12 protein-coding genes are annotated in these 21,726 nt (G+C 50.8%); 8 read left to right on the forward strand and 4 right to left on the reverse strand.

What is annotated here, in order from left to right; genetic code table 11:
• Positions 1-42: 42 nt before the first annotated feature.
• Positions 43-639, reverse strand: coding sequence for a hypothetical protein (locus GOX63_RS21215; RefSeq protein WP_170547137.1), 597 nt, complete (start codon positions 637-639; stop codon positions 43-45).
• A gap of 234 nt (positions 640-873) precedes the next feature.
• On the opposite strand from GOX63_RS21215, the gene GOX63_RS21220 reads away from it, so the two are divergent.
• From GOX63_RS21220 to GOX63_RS21230, 3 genes are all read left to right on the forward strand, one after another.
• Positions 874-2,853: a P-loop NTPase fold protein gene (locus GOX63_RS21220; protein ID WP_170547140.1), complete on the forward strand. Its 1,980-nt coding sequence runs from the start codon at positions 874-876 to the stop codon at positions 2,851-2,853.
• The gene (locus GOX63_RS21225; RefSeq protein ID WP_170547143.1) at positions 2,850-6,650 is read left to right on the forward strand and encodes an SIR2 family protein; all 3,801 of its coding nucleotides are present in this window, start codon (positions 2,850-2,852) and stop codon (positions 6,648-6,650) included. The genes GOX63_RS21220 and GOX63_RS21225 overlap by 4 nt, the downstream gene beginning before the upstream one ends.
• A gap of 721 nt (positions 6,651-7,371) precedes the next feature.
• Positions 7,372-8,055 carry a hypothetical protein gene (locus GOX63_RS21230; RefSeq protein WP_170547146.1) on the forward strand — a complete coding sequence of 228 codons (684 nt, stop codon included), beginning with the start codon at positions 7,372-7,374 and terminating at the stop codon, positions 8,053-8,055.
• A gap of 482 nt (positions 8,056-8,537) precedes the next feature.
• Here GOX63_RS21230 and GOX63_RS21235 read toward each other — a convergent pair whose 3' ends face one another.
• The 3 genes from GOX63_RS21235 to GOX63_RS21245 all read right to left on the reverse strand — a co-directional run bounded on the left by GOX63_RS21235 (position 8,538) and on the right by GOX63_RS21245 (position 15,550).
• Positions 8,538-13,679: a calcium-binding protein gene (locus GOX63_RS21235; RefSeq protein WP_170547149.1), complete on the reverse strand. Its 5,142-nt coding sequence runs from the start codon at positions 13,677-13,679 to the stop codon at positions 8,538-8,540.
• 46 nt (positions 13,680-13,725) lie between these two features.
• Positions 13,726-14,346, reverse strand: coding sequence for an imm11 family protein (locus tag GOX63_RS21240; RefSeq protein WP_170547152.1), 621 nt, complete (start codon positions 14,344-14,346; stop codon positions 13,726-13,728).
• 928 nt (positions 14,347-15,274) lie between these two features.
• Complete coding sequence (locus GOX63_RS21245) at positions 15,275-15,550, reverse strand: helix-turn-helix domain-containing protein (RefSeq protein WP_367647225.1); 276 nt, start codon at positions 15,548-15,550, stop codon at positions 15,275-15,277.
• A 132-nt stretch (positions 15,551-15,682) separates the two neighbouring features.
• Here GOX63_RS21245 and GOX63_RS21250 point away from each other — a divergent pair, with 132 nt between their 5' ends.
• The 5 genes from GOX63_RS21250 to GOX63_RS21270 all read left to right on the forward strand — a co-directional run bounded on the left by GOX63_RS21250 (position 15,683) and on the right by GOX63_RS21270 (position 21,715).
• On the forward strand, positions 15,683-16,180 hold the full coding sequence (locus GOX63_RS21250) for a hypothetical protein (protein WP_170547155.1): 498 nt from the start codon (positions 15,683-15,685) through the stop codon (positions 16,178-16,180).
• A 616-nt stretch (positions 16,181-16,796) separates the two neighbouring features.
• Positions 16,797-17,009, forward strand: a complete 213-nt coding sequence (locus tag GOX63_RS21255; RefSeq protein WP_170433117.1) for a helix-turn-helix domain-containing protein — start codon at positions 16,797-16,799, stop codon at positions 17,007-17,009.
• A gap of 168 nt (positions 17,010-17,177) precedes the next feature.
• A complete protein-coding gene (locus GOX63_RS21260) occupies positions 17,178-18,857 on the forward strand; it encodes a site-specific integrase (protein ID WP_170547157.1) in 1,680 nt (559 codons plus the stop codon).
• Complete coding sequence (locus tag GOX63_RS21265; protein ID WP_170547160.1) at positions 18,850-19,932, forward strand: site-specific integrase; 1,083 nt, start codon at positions 18,850-18,852, stop codon at positions 19,930-19,932. Before GOX63_RS21260 ends, GOX63_RS21265 begins: the two co-directional genes overlap by 8 nt.
• Before the next feature lie 133 nt (positions 19,933-20,065).
• Positions 20,066-21,715, forward strand: a complete 1,650-nt coding sequence (locus tag GOX63_RS21270; protein ID WP_170547164.1) for a recombinase family protein — start codon at positions 20,066-20,068, stop codon at positions 21,713-21,715.
• Positions 21,716-21,726: the final 11 nt, after the last annotated feature.

Here is a 21,726-nt window from a genome sequence, read left to right on the forward strand (position 1 = left end):
TAGGTTCAGACTAAGGCAAAGTCTGAAAGGTGATGCATACAGCTATCGCCGAACACCCAGAGCATTCAACATGATAGATACTGACACATTCGCCAGTCCGACAGAAACCTTAGTCATGTCAACTGGGTTAACCTCCTTGACGACAACATTGGGAAGCGGGCATCTAAAATGCGGCATCTCAGCTGGCACCTCATCCATGAGGATAGTCGCTTTAACGACTTGACCTGGATTGATATGGGCCAGCCTGATCTCGCACTCATCGGCATCAGTTCTCTCGATCTCCCATAGGTCTTCGTAGCCTGGTTCGATATCCTCGATTTGAACGGGTATGATGTAGGTGGCGTCCTTTGACGTTGCTATTGAGATTGGAGGATTCTCCAAAGCTACATTTCCTAAATTGAATATTTCAACAGTTAGCAGCATCGGTTCTGGAAGCTCTTCACCATCAAACTCAATTTTAAGCCCAGCGGTTTGAAGGGATGTTGTCATCAATGGGGTAGAGTCCATCCTGTATCCCAGCACACGTTTTTCAATTGATTTTCGCGTCAATGCAGCGGAAACAAACCAACTGACTACGCCTACAATGACAGTCGCTGCAATCGCAGCCATGGCGATCCAGTCAGATGTTGAAAATTCCATGGTATCTCCAAAATAATTTTGACTGCCACATAAAGGTAGTATCGCAGGACCTCACTTGGTCCGTTAGTCGGCCCTTGGCATAAGTGATGGATATGCACTTGTAAGGTTACCCTGTCCAGTAGCAACGGAACTGATAAAATCTAACGTTTTCAATGTTTGAATCCAAACAATGATCGACGTGATTGTCTGCGCCTGCCATACAGAGGCATTCAATTTAATGGCGAGTAGTTTGTGATGGGCATTGATCGAACCGAAGTACGAGATTTTTTGAAGGATTGGGCAAACACCAATTCCAAACCTCACTTTGCAGTATTGATTGAAGGCCGCTGGGGCTGTGGGAAGACACACTTCGTCACCAGGCTTCTGGAAGATGAGACATTCACAGATCGCAAACCGATATACCTTTCTGTTTTTGGTATCGCTGACATCCAATCTCTTGAGACAAGTCTCTTCTATGCCAGTGCCAGCACGGCTACCAAGACATTGCACAAAAGCGTAGGGCTTGCTGGATCAATATTCAGCGGTGCGCTCACGCTGGGAACAGGTGGAATACTGGGAGGCACTGCAAACCTTAACAAGGTTGTTGATGCCGCCACTTCACAACTCGAACAATCGGCCAAGAACATGGATGGAGCCCTTTTGGTTCTTGATGACTTGGAACGCTGCCAAATCCCGATGTCAGAGCTACTAGGTGTCGTGAACCGCTTTGTGGAGCATGGGGATACTCGCGTGATCCTATGCGCGAACACCGACAACCTGGATGACAAACACTTCAGTGCCTTTAAGGAAAAGGTTGTTGGGCAATCTTTCTTACTGGCAAGCGATCCTGACAGTGCATTGGCATCATTCATAACTGAGATTGGACAGACTGAAGCTCGTGAACTCTTGTTGAAGCACCAAGGTGATATTCTCTATCTTTACGGTAAGTCGGGGTTTCACAACCTAAGGGCGTTGCGTCAGTTTATCTGGCAGTTGGCCTCCATTCTGGAGAAAATGAAACGGGAGTACCGTCAGAACGACAAACTAGTTCAAAACCTTATCACTCAATTCTTCATCTTCTTCATCGAGTTCAAGCTCGACCTGGCGGATGAAACATCATCTCTGAAACCTCAAGATTTGTTGGGAAAGTATGATGAAGATAGGGATGAAGTTCGTCATGTTTATGAGTTTTCATTCGACAAAGATAAGGAACCCACACCTAAAAGGCGGGTCTTCGAAAAATACGAACAACATAACGGGATCAGGACCGTCATTACTGTCCAAAATTGGATATCGATCTTGACCTCTGGAGTTGTTGATGCCGACAGATTGAACGCTGAACTGGCCCAATCGGATGAAGTTGCTGGCGTTGCAGCATGGCCATCTTGGCGGCGGCTTTGGCACCTCTATGACTGGGATTTTTCAGATGGTTCTGAAACAGAATTTTGGTCTGATGTTGAAGACATGCAATCGAACCTGAAGGATGGCCGTTACGTCGAAGTTGGTGAGTTTCTTCATGTTGTTGGCGTTTCCATTATGTTGGCAGATCACAAGCTGATTGACCAAACCGTTCCTACGACGATTGCACAGTTGAAGACATACATTGATGAAATGTTCGTCACCCAGCTAACGGATGAGCGTTGTCGTGGTGTCACGGAAAGTTTCGGTCGTCATTTTGACTCGTATGACGGCCTAGGATTTATCGGGCGAGAGGATGCGGAATTTAAGGATGTGATGAAGTACCTAGTCGGGAAAATGGATGCCTGGCACCACACTTGGATGAGTGAGGATGCTGGCAAAGAACTCCTGAAATTCCTTGCCGAAGATTGGGTACGTTTCTTTGGAAACCTAACCATAATCAACCACGCGCCAGAACAGCGTTACTTGGATGTGCCAATATTGGCGACCATTGATGTTAAAACCTTTGTTGATGCGTGGTTCAGCCTATCGCGTCATGACGAACGGCTTGTCGTTGGAAGCATTAAGAACCGCTATGAGTATCGGACTGAACTCTTGGATGCAGAGGGTTCTTGGTGGCGCGATATTCAAGTTGAACTGTCACATCGGATTGCAATCTCAAAGAGCAAGCCAAGGAATGTTCAGATAAAAAATCTTATTAACCACATCAATTCATCAATTATTGAGAAATGGGAACTGCGGCAGTTCTCAGAGTTCTCAAGTGGCAATTCAACTGACCTTAGCTGGATGACAAGAAAGCGGGTCGGTAACAAATGAGATTTCACGTAAACGGTCCAATCATCCCAGATGTCCTACTTGAACGTAGTGATACTGGCCGTGTCGTATTCCTCTGCGGCGCTGGTGTGTCATTGCCATCTGGTATGCCGAGCTTCATCGGTCTTACCCAACATGTGATTGACTTCTTTGATCCACCAGAAGACTCCGAAATTATGCGGGCGTTCCAGCCTTGGATTGATGATCCAACTGGTACAAACATGCCACTGGATCAAATCTTTAATCTTCTTCACCTGGAATATGGTCGCGATGAGGTGAATGCTCTCGTAACAGAGCGCCTTCAGGCTTCTACTGGTAGCGGTCAAGTCGGCCATCACCACAACTTGGTAAAACGTATCTCAACCAGCCCAAACGGCGTCCCACAGATCGTCACGACCAACTTTGACCTGTTGTTCGAACTGGATGTTGATCTCCCCACGTTTGCACCTCCAGCTTTCCCTGATCTTACATTTGGAAACTCGGTTGAGGGCATCACATACCTGCACGGACGACTTGCGAACCAAGCTGCGGATCAACACCCATATGTCCTTAGTAGTGCTGATTTTGGTCGTGCATACCTTTCAGAGGCGTGGGCCACAAATTTCATACGGAACTTACTGGAACACTACACTGTGGTACTGGTGGGATATCAGGCTGAAGACCCTCCAATTAAGTATCTGCTGCAAGGGTTGAACCACGATGGGCAGTTTGACCGCACCCGAATATATGCTTTTGATAAGGGAACACCTGAGGACATCGAAGCTAAGTGGCGCGACCGTGGTGTTACGGCAATAGCCTATCCTGATCATCCAGACCTCTGGGAGACTATGGAGGCATGGGCAGATCGGGCTGATGATCCCAGAAATTGGCGTAAGTCGGTAATTGCTACGACAGAACATGATCCCAAATCACTGGCACCATATCAGCGAGGTCAAGTAGCACATGTTCTACGATCCGTGGCTGGTGCCAAATTACTAGCTGATGCAGAGCATACAACGCATCCAGAGTGGGTATGTGTTTTCAGCGGGTCCATTCGCTCCGCTAAACGTGTCAGCGGGTATGGTGATGATGCTGAAGTCTTTGAGCCGATTGAAGCTTATGGGCTGGATGATGATCGTCCGAGCCTTTCAGATGAAGACTACCGTCGTGGTATCTTCAATGATGATTTGTTGTCTTGGCGGCACGGTGATGAAAACCCATCTGGCGCACATCGTTTAGGTGGTCGAACTCCCGATAGTCATACCAGTGTTCCCCCGCGACTGTGGCATCTGTTGAGGTGGATAGGGGATAATGTGTCCAGCCCTGTCATCGCTTGGTGGGCTATTAGGCAGAACGGGTTGCACCCGCGCCTTTTGAATCACATTGAATGGTGCTTAGATCAGAAGAAAGAGCTTCCTGACAAAGCGCGACATACTTGGGCTTTGATTATTGATCACCACAAAGACCCCAGGAACCGTGAATGGGATGGCGACTGGTTTGATCTGAAGAGACGGGTTGCGAACGAGGGTTGGTCCCCAAGTGTTCTGCGTGAGTTTGGTCGCGTTGCTGCGCCTAAGCTGGATATCAAACCACCCTACAGTTTGGCAGGTGCGCGTCCTCCAACAGAGGATTGGCAAGACATAGAACTTGGTCACCTGGGGCGGTTCGAAGTGAAGTTCCTTGAACGTCACAATGATGATCTGTCCATACCTGACGACGTTCTTCCGCAAGTGTTTGGAATGTTTGAAGGTGCGATGAAGGCAACCTCAGGTATGCTGTCAGATATTGGTACGACCTATTTTGACACGCCGACGTGTTACCCTGATCGTGAGGTGGATGGCGAAGATCGGCACAATGAAGCTGCCGACGCGATGAAGTTCTTCGTTGAGCTATTCGAACGACTGGTACAGGTGTCTCCTGATATTGCACTGGGGCACTTCCTGACCTGGCCAATTGAGGACCAATTCTTCTTCAAGAAACTGTCCCTCTACGCTCTGTCCAAGGAAGACCTGTTTGAGCCTGAAGAGGTCGGTCAGCGCGTTCTTGTACTGAGCCAAAGTACCTTCTGGAACATTGATGTAGCACGGGAAGTGATATTTCTGCTGGTTGACAGGTGGTCAGCATTTCCAGAACCACTTCGTTATCAACTAGGTGAACGACTTCTCAGCGGCCCAGATCAAGAAAGCTACTGGTCCGATGATGAGTATCCAAGTACGCGCGATGAGTTCATTGCAAGATATGCGCGTTACCTGGAAATGCAGGGGTGTGAACTTGTAGGTGATCAAAGTGAACGCCTTGCTGCTATCATTCATCGCATTCAGGACTGGAGCGATGGATGGGCGACCTCAACAGTCACCGAAAATGGTACTCATGTTGGGTGGGTTGGAACAGATGAAGCACCTGATGCTGTGGTGGACCTCGCCGTTGATCAGATCATTCCACGCGCAAAAGAGGACCTTCAACGTGACTTTGGAAGTTTCACAAACAAACGCCCATTCACGGGTCTGGTAAAGGCCAATCCGCGTAAAGCTTTGTCAGCACTATCGGTTGCAGCCAGACATGACGATTACCCACAGGCATTTTGGTCGGCAATGATCAACGAGTTACCTGGTGACATTACACCGAGGCTTAGAAAGGTGTTTCTGCATCGTCTAATGCGCCTTCCTCATCCCGTTATTGTAGAGTTGAGGCATACCTTATGTCGATGGTTAGAGCAGAACATCTCAAAGCTAGTTGAGTTCGATGAAAGACTCGCATGGTCTGTGTTTGATAATGTTGTGGACGGAGTTTTTAGTGGTGGGGAAGCTGCCAATAAGAGTGGTATCGGCGAAATAAGGCGTGGAGATGAAGTCATTCCTAAATCACGTCGCACATATCATCATGCCATCAATGGGCCTGTAGGAATGTGCGCAGAAGCTGCGTTCCGCGCAGTGCCTGGTGAAGAACAAGAACAAAACTCGCTAATCCCAGCCTATATCAAGAACCGTATTGAACGCTTGTTCGCCGCACCAGGCGAAGGTTCTGACCACGCTGTTTCAATCACTTTCAGCAAGTTGAATTGGTTGATGCACGTTGATCCAGAATGGGTTGAGCAACGACTGGTTCCAATGCTTGCATTTGATCACTCTGCCGCTGAATCAGCGTGGAATGGCTTCCTGAGCAGAGGTCGTAATCCTTCGTCAAAACTTGTGGTTCTAATCAAACCGCTGTTGTTAGAGTTGCCACCTTGGATCGCACGGCAAGCCTGGGACCGCGACTTGGCCAAAGTTGCGATAAGATGGTTGGGCTGGTTGTGCATTTTTAGGCGTGACAAGGAAGACGGGCTGTCCAAGAAACAAATGCGTCGTGTACTGCGCGATATGTCTGGTGATACTCGTAACCAGCTAATCTGGTGGTTGGGAAAAGTCGGCCAAGGTAACGACAACGGTTGGGAGGAGCTAGTAGTACCATTCTTGAATGATGTTTGGCCAAGAGAACGTATCTTTCGTACCGCCTCATCAGTCGAATCTTGGATTGGTATGCTTGACGATACTGGTGCAAGTTTTCCTGTGGTGTACAGGGCGTTAAAGCGGTTCCTGGTACCAGTTGAAACTGACCGTCATCCATTCTACCGATTTACTCGTGAGGTCGGTGACGATGACCCCATAACAGTACAGTTTCCAGAGGAAACACTTGACCTACTGGACACAGTAACGCCGCGCGTCTTGAGCCAGCCACCCTATGAACTGCCAAAGATACTGGCATTGATAACAGAAGCCTCACCAGAGCTTAAAGCAGATAGACGGTATCTGAGACTCATTGACCTGGTTGAGAGTAACTAGCTTCATGAAGTACACATGCAAACCAATGGGGAACTGGCTTTAGGCGTCAGTTCCCTAATGGTTACCGTAACGGGTTTGGCAAAAGTCAAAGAAATTTGCGAAGCAACTTCGTGTCGAGATTGCTGGAAGTGATAAGCCCTAGGCATCAGTGGGTTTACAGCAGCGAAGTAGCGAACGATCGCTTTGTCCGCTAACCAGCCAGCTCATTCTTGGTTTTAAACGTCTGGAATGTGCGGTTCGCGACTTGCTGCACAAGCGAGACGTTGGGTGTTGTCGAAGGTCCGGTAAGGGCTCTTATTATCAATCGGCACGTCTGGCACAGAAAGGCGGCAGCTACTGCAGGTGCTGAGACCGTTCGAATACAATTACAACATCTAGACAAACTAACCGGACCGCTTCAAGGTCGACCCAAACCACCATACAATTGAGACTAAACACCTAGCAGAGCCAACGCGATATCTTATTTGTAAGTAAGTTCTTCCTTGTTTCAACCAGCAAAAAGAACAACAAAAAAGACGTCCCGCTACTGTTTGAGGGGTGCAACGGAGCAGTCGAACGAATGTCATCAGATGATAGCTCATCTGGCCCTGACCACACCCGGGCCGAAGTGCAATTCACACATATTCCATCGCGACCGCCACCCAAAAGGAAGTTTCCCGTTGGCGTTCTTCTGATCTGGGGTGCGTTAGGCCTTCTGGTCGTGTTGGGCAAACCCTACTTAATGAGCGATCCAGTAGTAAGTAAGGCAGGACCCAAATACACCAGCGGTACTTTCACTTGGCAGAGCTACGATCCCACTTGGTCCACCTTGTTAGGCGAGTATGCGCTCGACGTTAAAGTGAACCCCTTGCGGATTAGTGGGTCGGACAAAGATACATTCACTGTTACCGGCGCGTTGCTTCGTTCTCTATGTGGCTCTGTACTGACAAAGTTGCCGGACCCGCCCGGTGGGGTCACTCGGGACGATATTTACCGACTGGGTTTTCGGTTCTTTGAAGCGGACGGTGGTGCGTCAACAGACATATTTCCAGTGCAAGTCCAAGATGGAGCCTGCCGTGCCTTCGACGAGCAATTGATTTTCGACTGGAGTTATCCAGGACCGTTGGCTGGTTGGTCGCCAGTACAGTACAAAAAAAACGCTGACGAGGAGATAACGTTTACCTTCGGTCGACGGGGCGAAACCAAGGTTCCCTATGACCAAGTTGATCTAAAACTCGCCTGCGATGTGCTGTTTAAGGATTCTACCGATAAAGTGCGAGAGATGCTGGATGAGGCAACAACGGTCAATATTCGCGTCGTAAAAGGGCTTGTCTCAGGTTTTGGCTGGCTTGGGCTCTACAAGTCGCAGCGCTTTAATATCCTCTACGATGTCTGCCACCCTAGTGGCGAGGTTTTCGAAGGGTAATAACCACAATTATCTTGGAGCTTAGTCTTGACCGATCAATGCAGGTGTCACGCTTTTCAGAATTCGCTCTTGCCTATTTGCGAAGCCCTTAGCAAGAAATGCGCACGTCACCGCTGAAGCCATAAGGGGCAGCACTGTTGAGCTTCCTTGCTTTTCAATAAGCCGCGAAGAATGTCCGCTTTCCGCAGGTTCTACATTGCTGCAATAATGAAACCTAGTATGGCAGTGGAAGTCCACTTAGGGCTCATCCTACCTATCTATACTTGCTGCAGAAAGCGACTGTTCAGGGCCCAAAAAGTACAACGCTGCGCCGCTCACATGTGACCGATTTTGGCATCGACGTCCCACCGTCAAGAACTCTGAAAGTTTCAAGTTCCCAAGTTTGGCCTTAAAAACCCTTCGGCGCAGGAATGCGCAAATTGCCGTTATTTGGAGTGCGCCCCCAAACGGTTCGATTCCTAACCGTTTAGGGGCAAATCTATTTATAAAAAGTTGAACTGATCCTCGGTCAGTGAAGTGACCGAAATGCCGTCGAGTTCAACAGACCCAGTGTTCCATTCAATCCGTGTGCCTGAACCAGTGTCAACAAAGGTCAGGTCCGAATAAGAACTTCCACCGAGCGTCAGCGTATCCGTGTTCAACTCGAAGTCTGTGATCCGATCAGCACCACTTGACGTACTAGCGTCAAAAACGAACTCGTCTGCCCCAGCACCACCTGTCAGGACGTCATCTCCAGCACCGCCAGAAATTACATCATCTGAAGCAAAGCCTAGGATCACGTCATCTCCAGAACCACCCAGAAGTGCTTTTTCCTTGATTTCTGCCAGACCCAGAACCGTACCATCGGCAAATTCAATCAGTTCCATATCATATCTGCCGCTGCGGAAGTGGTCTGTGACAGTCACTGTCTCACCGTTACTCAGAGTGATCACTAGATCCTGACCCGCATTTTGCGAGAAGAGCACATCGTCAGCATTCACATCCGAAAAGATGAGGCGGTCGTTCCTGTTGTAGGCATCGTTGTCGACAATGACATCATTGCCGTTGCCAATGCTGTATATATAGGTATCCGCGCCGCCGCCTCCGCTTAGAGTGTCATTTCCAACGCCACCGTAGAACGTGTCCGCGCTATAGCTGCCTAATACGAGATCGTCGCCATCGCCATTTTGGTCGTTGATCGATTTCGCGATAATCTCCTGCTGACTCAACACTGTACCGTCGGCAAACTCAATCAACTCCATATCATAGGAGCCGCTATAGAAATGGTCTTTGACCGTTACCGTGTCACCATTACCCAGTGATATTATCAGATCGTGGCTGCCATTCTGAGAGAAACTCACGTCGCCGACATTGACGTTCGTGAAGACAAGGCGATCGTTCGTGTTATATGAGCTTTTATCCGCGATAACATCGTTTCCGTCCCCGAGGGTGTATATATAGGTGTCCGCCCCGTGTCCGCCGTTCAGAGTGTCATTCCCGGCACCTCCATGGAACGTGTCCGCTCCACCGCTGCCCAGCACAACATCGTCACCAGCGCCGTTCTGATCATTGATCGACTTCGTGACAATCTCCTGCTGGTTCAACACTGTACCGTCAGCAAATTCGATCAGCTCCATATCGTAGGAATCGCTGTAGAAATGGTCCTTGATGGTGACCGTCTCACCGCTGTTCAGAGTAATCAACAGGTCGTGGCTGCCATTCTGAGAGAAACTCACGTCTTCGGCATTCACATCCGTGAAGACCAACTTATCTACATGAGAACTGTACGATCCTTTATCACTGATTGTGTACGATCCGTCACCCGCCGAGTGATAGTAGTTCTCAGCGTATTCTGATCCTTTGATCGAGCCCGTCGCTTTCTGGTCTGCAACCGACTTGTCCCGGATCGCTTGCGCATCCAACACTGTGCCATCAGCGAATTGAATCAGCTCCATATCGTAGGTGAAGCTGTAAAAATGATCTTTAATGGTGACGGCTTCGCCATTGCTTAACGTGATCACCAAGTCCTTTCCCGCATTCTGCGAGAAAGTCACATCGTCAGCGTTCACATCCATAAATACCAAGGTGTCGATGTAACTACTGTAGGATCCTTTGTCGCTGATCGTGTATGAACCGTCGCCCAAGGTGTGATAGTAGGTTTCTTCATACCCCGACCCTCTCACAAAGCCGGTGACTTTCTGATCCGCCACAGATTTATCTCGGATCTCCTGGACACCCAGCACTGTACCGTCGGAGAATTCAATTAGCTCCATATCATAGGAGAAACTGTAGAAATGATCCGTGACGGTCACCGTTTCGCCATTGCTCAAGGTGATGACCAAGTCCTGGCCCGCATTCTGTGAGAATTGCGCTTCATCAACATTTACATCGGTGAACACGAGGCGGTCGTCATACTTGTAACTGCTTTTGTCGGAGATAACGTCATTGCCATCTCCAAACCTGTACACATAGGTATCCGCCTGCGAATTCCCCTTCAGAGTATCGTCGCCTGCACCTCCCAGGAAAATTTTGGAACCGCCTGAGCTTTCGAGGGTATCATCGCCCCCTTTTCCAACAAGCATACCATTTCCAGCGACCGTTATTGAATCGGCCGCTTCAGTACCAACCTCCAAAGCCACGTCGAAGACAGCTTCAAGTTGTTCTTTGGTAACTGGCAAAGATGAATCTGCGAGAGCGGCCGGGAGATAACTAAACTCCGCCTGGAACCCCTTCAGATGCTCCAGGGCCTTTTGAACTGCGGCAGGTCCTTGGTCTGTGTATTGTGTTACATACTCTACAGCAAATGTTGCTCCATCGCCGAACAAAGCATCTGTAAACACATTGTATCCGATGTGTTTAAACGGTGCCAGGAAACCAAGATCCGCATCCTCACCTTCGCTCAGAATAATGCTTTGAATAGATTGAGCGAGGAACCTAGTTTGATAGTAGTCTTCGACCGCTTCATATTGCTCGGTCATTTCCGATATTATATCCGGTTCTGGCACTCCTGCGATAATCTTGTCATGGGAAACCGAGTTCTCCGCTCTGGCGTAATCCCGCCCCATTATTTTTTGCAAGAATGCAAATTTCTCTGCGCTCAACTCAGGGACGTACGGGTCCTCAAAGCTCTGGATCGGTTTATTGAAGTCCAGGTTAATTGATTTGCTAACGTCACCAGAAAAACCATCGCCTGTATCGGTTAGTCCATTGCTAGGATCGACGTTGCCGTCTCCACCATCGTTTATGATCTCAGGTGGACGTGGAAGGTAGGAGACTCCTCCCTCTTCTAACGGTTTGCCGTCCAGAAGAAGTACATTGATGATGGTGAATGAAGGGAAATAGTCTGAATCGGGGCGCACCATCCCGTGTTGTTCAGCAATGTCGTCGATATCATCGTAGTCAAACTGCAAATCATCGATCACATCGAAGATATAAAAGTCCGGATCCGGCGTTGCGGACAAGGGATCAAACCCTGGTTCAAGCTTTTTGTCCTCATCATACAAGTAAGTGATGCGAACATAGCCGGCCTCTGAAAGCCATTTGGTATCTTCGACACCAGCCCAGTTCACAAGGAAGTCTTCAAAACCCGGCTGGAAAGCCTCCAGTCCTTGACTGCGAGCAAGCTCAATCAGGCTCTTCGCTTCCGCTTTCAGTTCAGGGTCTTGTGTAAAGGCAGCCGGGGTCGACGCTACTTCTCCGAACCCTGAAAGCCAGGGAAGTTGGAACGCTTCAGCATCAAAAACAAAACCTTCGGGCAGCTCGAAGACGGATTCCGCCTGGTCGAGATCGAACAACACTTCCCCCGCTGTGGAAGTAGTTCCATCAGAATGAGTTATGGTCGATGTCGAAACGATCTGATTACCATTTTCCCAAGTGTTTTCATTCTCCGTTTCAAGTGAGATCGATTCAACACCGGCCTCGCTGAGGCTCTGCAATTCGCCGGGATCGGATTCACCGTCCTGGTTTAGGTCGCGCCACACTTGCAGGTCGGCGAACTGTGCATCCTGGCTGTTTATCAATCCGTCCCCGTTGCTGTCCAATTCAGCAAGTTCGTCGAAAGCGCTCTCCGCCGGAGAACCGAACAGCTCGTCAATCCCATCGATTGTTCCATTGCCGTTCTGATCGAGAACCAGCAGCCCATCGTCCGGCGCAACCCATCCGGTGTGTTCGGCGAACCCATCTCCGTCGAGGTCGAAATGAGCCTCGGAAGTCGCAAGACTGGTGAGTTCGATTCCATCACCATCCAAATCCAGCACCAAGGGGTCTTGTGGTATCCAGTCCCAAATGGCTTCCAAAGGGTCCATCCAGTCCGGCGCACCGAGTTTTTCGTACCAGTATCCGTTCGCAATATCTTTTTGGACTTTACCTGCCAGTATGATCATGTGGTTCAACCCATCAATCACACCCACCGCAGCCCAAGTCGCGGCTACAACAGCCCCCAATACTGGAGAAATCGCGCCAGCAATCGCAGTTGTTCCAATAATAAGCGCGGCGCTTACCGCTAGAGCGACACCAAATTGCGCAATGTTTCCGTGAAAATCGCTCCAATCGCCTGTGTCCAAACCTTTTTTGATGGAAGCGTAGGATAGATTGAGGAATTCAGCGGTATCGCCGATGACACCCCCACCGACCCCGACAATGATCGAGTCGAAAGTACTAACAAGGGAAGCAAGCGCGTCTGGCCCCAAAGCACCTAAGTTGTTGGGGAGCGACCCAACAGACTGGCCCAACATATTCGAGATGTTGGAAATAGTGGCCATGGCTTTGTCAAAGTCGCCAACGTACAATGCTCCTGACTCATCCACTGCAAACAGCGTTGCTTGAGCCCAAGCATAAGACAATTGCGCACCAAAAGTGTTTGTATTTCCAATGTCTACAGAGTTGTTGGGGTTGTTTGCGATCTCGTAGCTGGCGGCTATGAAAACTTGTTTAATTGTTCCGCCATGCGCGTTCGAGCCGTTGTCTATAGAACCTCTGACATTGTCTACAATGTCTTGGAAATGCTCAATTCGTTCAGCCGGAAGCAATCCTTCTTGTGCCGCAACGGCCAAAAACTTATCAACCACATCCAACGTTGCCTGAGTGTTGAAACTGGTGTTGGTGTCAACCTGTGTTCCGTTGAAGCCAGACTTATACGCATTATTCTGAGCGTGAAAATCAGGTTCGGCTTGTCGGGCAACCCACGCGTCTTTGTAAAGCTGGCTATTTGCCTCAGTATCTGCGCCCTTTACCGTGACGGGCGTTCCGTCGTGTGCGACAGTTCCGTTTGAAACATCCTTCAAAAAGCGATGCAGGCCAAATATTGCATCTGTTTTTTGGGTGTCTGAAAGGGTAGGATTTGTCAAAATATCTCTGAGCGTCAACCGGGCAAAGGTACTGTAGGCAGGGTGGCTGCCGAGGTGACTTGCCCCGCCGAACCCTGCTTGTGAAAATGGGTTATTCTCGCCTCCGTTGAGGATCGCTGTTTGCACCAATGCTGCGGTTTGGGGATCCGTGAACAACGCAATGGTGTTTCCCTTAGCATCTTGAAAAAAAGTAACTGCCTGATCTGGAAGGAGGTTGCCCAGACCTTCTTGTATGATGGGATCATCAAAAATTCCAACAGGGAAGATGTGATGCATTTGGAATAGAAACGGAGACGCCATGAGAAGTGCCCTTAATAACTAGCTTCTTGGAAATTTGGTCAGATTCTCAGATCACGATGCATTTACGCAGCGCAAAGGGCCGAGAGACCTTGGCCGCACGCAGGGCTTGGCATAATGCGTCGCTGACAAAAAACGCATCACGCATTTGCGTATCCATCCAGATGTCCGGCCCATCGAGCGCAGAAGCGCTGATAGCTATGTCTTTGTCTTTCATTGCTGCCGGTGGTTCCCAGATGTCGTAGTTTTCATATGGTTTGTGAATGCGTGGTGATTGATCCGTCAGAACGGCCGTCTTCTGCGAACCAAAGTTCAAACAGAAGTACTCGCCTTCAACTGGCGTGGTACGGTCATGTTGAAGTAGTTTCACTGGATAGAGCTTTCCCTCACCCAGATCGAACTGACGCAAAACAGAGGCGCAGTCAGAAGAAACCGTCCAGAAACCTCCAGCCATGAATAAGTCGGGTTGCTTCCCTTCTTTTTTGTCTTTGTATTTTGCATACACTTCTTTTGGGAAAAATTCGTCTGGCTGAACTTCTCCAAGCCTATTCCGGGTCATCGCCTCGATAGTGCGCTTTCTGTCACTCAGGACTACGTCAGCTTCAAATCCTTTGATGTTTGAAACGCTCATCATTGCATAGCTGATCCAAACCATTGGGTTTTTTGTCATCTCTGAGTATCCTGTATGAGTGCTTAATTCGTGTTGGTTGACTTGTTATTCTGTCACTATGCCGACGGCTGCAAAATCAATTAAGCACTTTCACTATTACCTCTTTTGCATATCCGCCCTACCGTGAGACGAAAAAAAACGAGCATTCCTCAATCTTTTCGCGTTGCACAGGCAAAGGAATTCTATTGGACTGCTGACACAGCCCACTCAAAAAGTTTTTCCATTCCCGTCCTACACACTTTGCCGTATCCTTTTTGGCAACGCGCCGGTCAGAACACTATGGCAATCCGTTAGCTTGGAGCATTTGCCCTGTACTTCGGTGAAGTCAAAGCACTTTTCTTTTTGCTGATCAAGGATGGAATACATTACCGCCCAAGTTGTGCCATCAAAGCACTTTTCTTGGCTTGAACTGAACACATCATCCAGAGTTATTGGACGAAGCTATAACCATGCTATTGAAGCCGGACCTTCACCAAAAAGCAGGTGTCATTCGCAGCCTGGTACATCTCTTCAAGGGCCTAGTGAACGGTGCGGGCGCGCTGGCGCTTTAGACTCACAGAGAAGTTCAATCAGGGTGAGCCCGTGGTGAACACTCAAGCCGCGACTGAACTATGGTCAAAAAACGCTTTCCACGTTGGGCTGATCAGTATGTTCATTGGAGGATTGGATATAATTCGAACAACTGTTTCCCTATTTGAGTAGCCCTTATTGAGCGGCCCCCGTCCCGCCGTCAGTCTCAAAGATGAGCTCGTGCCTGATAACGCGAACGATTTCTTAGTGGATATTAAAGACAACCGAAGATCGTCTCGACAGTGGGTTTGCGTCGCTAATATGACCAACAAGGGCAACGTACTCCGAGCTTGCATTTGCCAGCACCCGCTACTGACACTGCGCAAGGCGTATTCGGATAGCATCGGTTCAATCAAACCTAAACCGATTGCTTGAAGTCTTCCGCCTTTTGGCGATCGAAGAATTCTGACACGTCCACATTTAAGGCTTCCGCAAGCCGCTCCAAAACTAGCGCCGAAGGATTGCGTACACCTCTCTCAACACCACTGATGTACCCACGATCAAATCCGCTGTCTGTCGCAAAGTCCTCTTGAGTAATGCGTTTTTCTTTCCGCATTCTTCTCAAGTTCCAACCTATGCGTTTGCGTACATCCATCAATTTCGATGGATCGACCAATGAGTCCCATACGACCACGACTTATAAGTCTCATTTTTCTGTGGACAGCGACTCCACCCCGTGTAATGTCGAAACATTCAAAGGGTGATATGTATACTACACCCATGATTATTCGCAGTTTTTTGCGATGTCACACGAACGGAGACCAATATGACCTTTGACCCGCGCGCCCCTAAACCTCCCTTCGACTTTGTGCCTCGCAAACGGAGCCCACCGGTGGACAAGCCTCAACTCTACGGACGATTTTTTGGCGACTTGGCAGACTGCCAAAAGCTACGCGATGACATCCGCGACCGGGCTGCGTACCTACACAGTGTTGGTCACCTGCCGTCTCATCTGCGCCCGCGTGCCAACCAAATCCTGATCCAGATTTCGGAGTATTTCCACCGCCCCACAAGCTTGGATGGCCGGTTAGGGGATCGTCGGTTGAAAGAAGACGCGATCCGGGACTTGAAGATTAATGACCATGACATGGTTCAAGAAGTGCGTGAACGCGTGAGCCAAGGCTACCGTATCCAGCGCAGTCGAGGTCTTGGAACACGGTGCGGATTCAGCAAGATTTTCATGTTCAAGAACTATCCGAACCAAATGATGGCCGAAAAGATTACCGTCACTCTATCCGGTGCGGTCAAGCGAGGCTGGGACTGACCCCATTGCCATTTGCGCTGAAGAGATCGGGTGCTAGGTTGACACATATCGGCGTTTACCGACTGGAGTGGCCTCGTCGCTTGTCAGAGATAGGAGGTACCCAGGCACTCACCCAGCACCCTTGCGCTTAAGACTACCAGACTCGCCCTGCCGCTCCAAGCCTCCTCTAACCTTTTTATTATATTTCATACTGTTACACGTGTGGAAACTGTTTTCATGATCTGTGGCAGTGCCTTTCGGGCTTGACAGTCCTAACCCATCAAATAATCTCACCAAACTTGTAATCACCAGCCGCGATGGCTGGGCCGCCAATATTGGGATTGAACAGAACGGCTCTTCGTTCTCGACGCACTCGATGGCAATGATCCTGATCTCGTTTGAGATCAGTGTTTTGTCGTCTGGAGTGCACTCCTAAGCCAAAACATCGCGATCATTGCTTCGAGCGGTTCCTTTAAAAGGAACGTATCGATGACGTGTTCGTCTTCTGCTCCCACGGGCACCCTGCCCAATCTTGATATCCCCGAACCATTGATCAGCCTTGTGCGCCTGTTGGCACGCGAGGCGGCACAGACTGACTTTGCAACGCGTTGCAACGGTGAAGACCCGGAGGTGGATCATGGTTGATCTGCCGATCACAGAGGATGCCGCCTATCTCAGCGTGCGCGATGTCGCTGCGCTGTTCCGCATCAGCATCAAGACCGTTCGCCGCTGGATCAAATCCGGCGAACTGCCCGCAACTCGGTTGGGCCGCGATTGGCGTATTGCGCGCAGCGACCTGTACGCCCTTGCCAAACAACGCGGCAACCAGGCTGCGGCTCATGTTCTCTAAAGTCCTAAAATTCATCGGCTTTTCCGGTGATCGGGAAAACGGGGTCATGGATTTCGGATACAAATTCACACCCTTTGTTTCCCGAATGTCCGCAAGAGGGCCGCCACGGGCCCGCATGTCCTCAAATGTACTTTTTTGTACCCAATCTCAAAACCGAAGAGGTTTATCATGACCCATCACCAAGATATCCAACCGCCAACAACGTTGGCCGAAGTTCTGGACGTTTTGACGTCCAATCCAGACCCGGACAAGAAACGCCAACAAACCAAACTGTCGGCGATCTCGCGCATCAGTACATACATGAACCGCCCTCCGTCGGATATTCCGACGAGCATCCCCCAGTTGCGCAAATTGCTGGCATCGTTGCATCCCGCCGCCTGTGGGGTGACGCCCAACACCCTCAGCACCACCAAAAGCGATCTGGCCAGCGCGTTGCGCGCGGTCGGGGTATTGCAGGATATTGAAAGCAAATCTGAACTGACGCCCAAGTGGGACACGTTTTTGACGACTGTGCAGTCCACCCACCAGGTTTGGGGGTTGATGCGGTTTGCACGCTTTTGCAGTGCCCGGTCGGTCCAGCCCGCGGACGTCGGCCACAATGTGGTTCAGGCGTTTCAGACGACCCTCGACGCAGTGCTGCTGAAGAATGAACCGGCTAAATATATTCAATCCATGATCGACACATGGAACCATGTGATTGGCAAACACGGTCTCGATCTTCCCCGGTTGGACCGCCTGCCGTCTGATCGGTACTTGGCGCGCCCGCTGACAGAATACCCGGAGAGCCTTCAAACGGAGATCGTGGCCTATATCGACCGCCTGGCTCAGCGGGACCTGTTTAGCGATGACGGTCCTGACAAACCGCTGCGCGAGACCAGCTTGCGCAACACCGAAGCGCATCTGCGCCAATTGCTGGACGCGCTGGTGACCTCAGGGCAACGCCCGGAAAAGCTCACCAGCCTTGCTGTGCTGGTTACGGCGCACAATCTCAAAACAGCCTTTCGGACGATCATAGACCGACGTGGGACCGATGGCCTGCCGTCCGGACTGAGCAATGTCGCGGCAACTTGTCTCGCCATAGCACGTCACCACCTGAACGCGCCGGAGGATACCATCAAAGCGCTCAAAGACATTCACAAACGCGTTGCAACCAACCCTCGCGGTATGAGCCCCAAAAACGCCGAGCGCCTCGCTCAGTTCAACAACTGGGAGAATGTCGCTCTGTTGCTAGGCCTTCCGGATACATTGTTGGCACGGGCGGATGACAATCCGACCCGTCGTGACAGCGCTCTGGCGGCGATGCACGCAGCAGCGCTGGCCATCCTCTGGAGCTGTCCCATCCGCGTCAAAAACCTCGCGGGCCTTGACCTGGACAAACATTTGATCCCTGTCCGATCGGGCACGCACACCTATTATTCCATTCGTATCGAAGGGATCGAGGTCAAGAATGGCGAGCCGATTGAGATTAAACTGAATGCTCACAATTCCAAACTGCTGCATCGCTATATCATGCAATTTCGATCACAGGTGTCGCAAGCGAATGGCCGTGCCCTGTTCCCGCGCAGCACCGACGGGAAGCCTCGAGCGCCCAGCAATTTTGGTGGTGAACTCACCCGGCGGGTCTATCGGGAGACGGGTTTGAAGGTTCACCCGCATCTGTTCCGGCACATCGCCGCGAAGCTGTATCTCGAAGAGCGTCCCGGTGATTTCGAGACCGTGCGCCGCCTGCTCAAGCACAAGCGGCATCAGACCACGATGGATTTCTACGCATCACTCAGCAACCAGTGGGCACACGACCACTATGACAAAGTGGTCCTCTCAAAGTTCCGGGGGACGTCCAATGACTAATCCCATTCCTCTTGTTCTTCTCTATCAAGATTGGCCCCAGGCGGATAAATCCGCCTGGGAGGCCCTGTTCGCGGAAGGTGACATCTTTGACGGTACCGGCCCCTGTGCGAGCTGGTCCGAAGGAAGCCGCACCAAACTTCGCCAGAGCTACGGATACTGGCTGTCATGGATAAAGCGTCATCAGCCTGCCCTTTTGGATCAATCTCCAACAGATCGAATTACCAAGAAAGCAGTGCGGGGATATTTGGAAGAGGCAGAAGTCCGCGTGAACGCTATGACGCTCAAGAACATGATTTGTGATCTGTATGTGCTTGCAAAGGCCATGGAGCCGTCAGGAGATTGGGACTGGCTAAACAAACTGTCCAACCGGTTGGTACATCTGGCCGACCGCAAAAGCCTGCCCAAGTCGATCCCGGTGACTGCTGATGAAGTTTTCGTCAAAAGCATGCACTGGCTCCAAGACGTAGAGGGTGATCAATCCTTCAGTGACATCAAGCGCGCGATCCACTTTCGCGCAGGCCTGATGATCGCGTTTCTGATCTCCCGGCCTGTGCGTCGTCGCACGTTGCTGGCGCTGACAACGGATCGGCATCTACGCAAAACTTCCGAAGGGTTCGAAGTTCATCTTTCGGCTGAGGACACCAAAGACAAAAAAGAGCGCTGGTTTACTCTACCCAAGGTTCTGGTACAGCCGATGGTGTCTTATTTGGACATCTATCGTCCGGTCCTCCTTGGCTCTAAGACATCCAATGCGCTCTGGATCAGCCAGTATGGAGACCCGATCACACCAGATGGCCTGTCGCGTGAGCTGCCGAAGGTAGCGCAACGTCTGCTGGGGGTGGAATTGCGTACCCACAAGTTTCGGCACATTGCGGCAACCACCGTCGCCGAGACAGACCCGGAACATGTCAACATCATCCGGGATATCCTTGGGCACGCGACGTTGGACATGTCCCAGAAACACTACAACCGTGCCACCGGGTTGTCGGCTTGTGATGATTACCAGTCTCTCCTGCAGGCAAAGATGAAGGCCCTGGGTGGCAAACGGTCGGCAATCGCGCCCAAACGCCGCTAGTGCAATTGGTTATCTAATTGTGATCTATGCATTTTCCATTGCAACGGGTTGCAATCGAAAGTGGCAGACACGGCCCAATCCATGCCTATAATGGGTTGGGCCAACTTGTATCTTAGTTCGAAAGGCCCGACACATGCGCGCCGCTATCTACGCTCGCTATTCCACCGATCTTCAAAGTGATGCCTCCATAGAAGACCAGCATCGGCTCTGTCGACGCCTCATCGACGGTAACGGCTGGCAGGCGACGCAAACCTATTCCGACCGGGGGCTCAGCGGCGCGTCGCATCTCCGCCCCGGCTACCAGCAACTGTTGGAAGACGCACGTCTCAACCAGTTCGATGCCGTTGTGGCCGAAGGTCTTGACCGGATCAGCCGCGATCAGGAACACATCGCCGCCTTCTTCAAACAGATGCGGTTTCAAGGCATCCCGATTGTGACCGTGGCAGAGGGGGAGATTTCAGAACTGCATATCGGCCTCAAGGGGACCATGAGCAGCCTGTTCCTGAAAGACCTGGCTCAAAAGACCCATCGAGGACTTGAGGGGCGTGTGCGCAAAGGTAAGTCAGCCGGTGGTATCACCTACGGCTATGACGTTGTGCGAGACATCGGCGCAAACGGGTCTATCACCACAGGGGACCGCCGGATCAATGAGGATCAGTCTGAGGTCGTCCGACGCATCTTCCGTGACTACAGCCATGGTCTTAGCCCACGTGCCATCGCTGCCAACCTGAACGAAGAGGGCATTCCCGGACCGCGCGGCACTTGGGGTGCATCAACCATCTATGGCAACCACCAACGGGGCACCGGCATCTTGAACAACGAACTCTACCTCGGGCGGTTGGTCTGGAATCGACAACGCTTTTTGAAAGACCCAAACTCCGGTAGACGGCAAGCACGCCCAAACCCGCCCGAAGAATGGGTTATAGAAGACGTGCCCGATCTTCGGATCGTAACTGATGACCTGTGGCACTCCGTAAAGAAACGGCAGGAACAAACACGCAATACCGCAATCAGCGATGGCATCAGGAAGCTGGGCCGCACCAAGCGGGCACGGCATCTGTTTTCCGGCATGCTGACCTGTGGGTGTTGTGGCGGCGGTGTCATCCAAGTCGGCAAACACTACTACGGGTGTTCCACCCAACGGAACAAAGGCACCTGCGACAACCGGTTGACGATCAAACGGTCGGAATTGGAGGACCGTGTTCTCTCCGGCCTCAAGGAACAGTTGCTGCACCCCGATCTGATTGCAGAATTCGCCAAAGCCTATCAAGAGGAATACAACCGCCTTGCCGGGTCCATTCAACAGGAGCGGGGTAAAGCCGAACGCGATCTGGCGCAGGTAGAGAGTAAGATCGCCAATCTCATCGACGCCATCACTGACGGGATGTTCCACTCCAGCATGAAGGAAAAGCTGACAGCGTTAGAGGCACGCAAATCCGAACTCCAAGACACCATCAATTCGACATCGGATGCCCCCCCAGTTATGCTGCACCCCGGTTTGTCCGATGTGTACCGAGAACAAGTCACCAACTTGACCACGGCGCTGCGCGATCCCTCGTCGCAAGCTGAGGCAACATCCATCATTCGCGGCCTGCTGACTGAGATTCGATTGGTCCCGGAAGACGGGGAATATACGATTGAACTTGTTGGGGAACTGGCGGGCCTGCTTGCGTTGGGGGCATCCCAGAATGAACAAAGCCGCCCTGAGGCGGCTTGTTCGACACTTTGTTCGACCCAAGTGGTTGCGGGAGCAGGATTTGAACCTGCGACCTTCAGGTTATGAGCCTGACGAGC

This window comes from Ruegeria arenilitoris, from assembly GCF_013031355.1.
Lineage (GTDB): Bacteria > Pseudomonadota > Alphaproteobacteria > Rhodobacterales > Rhodobacteraceae > Ruegeria > Ruegeria arenilitoris_C.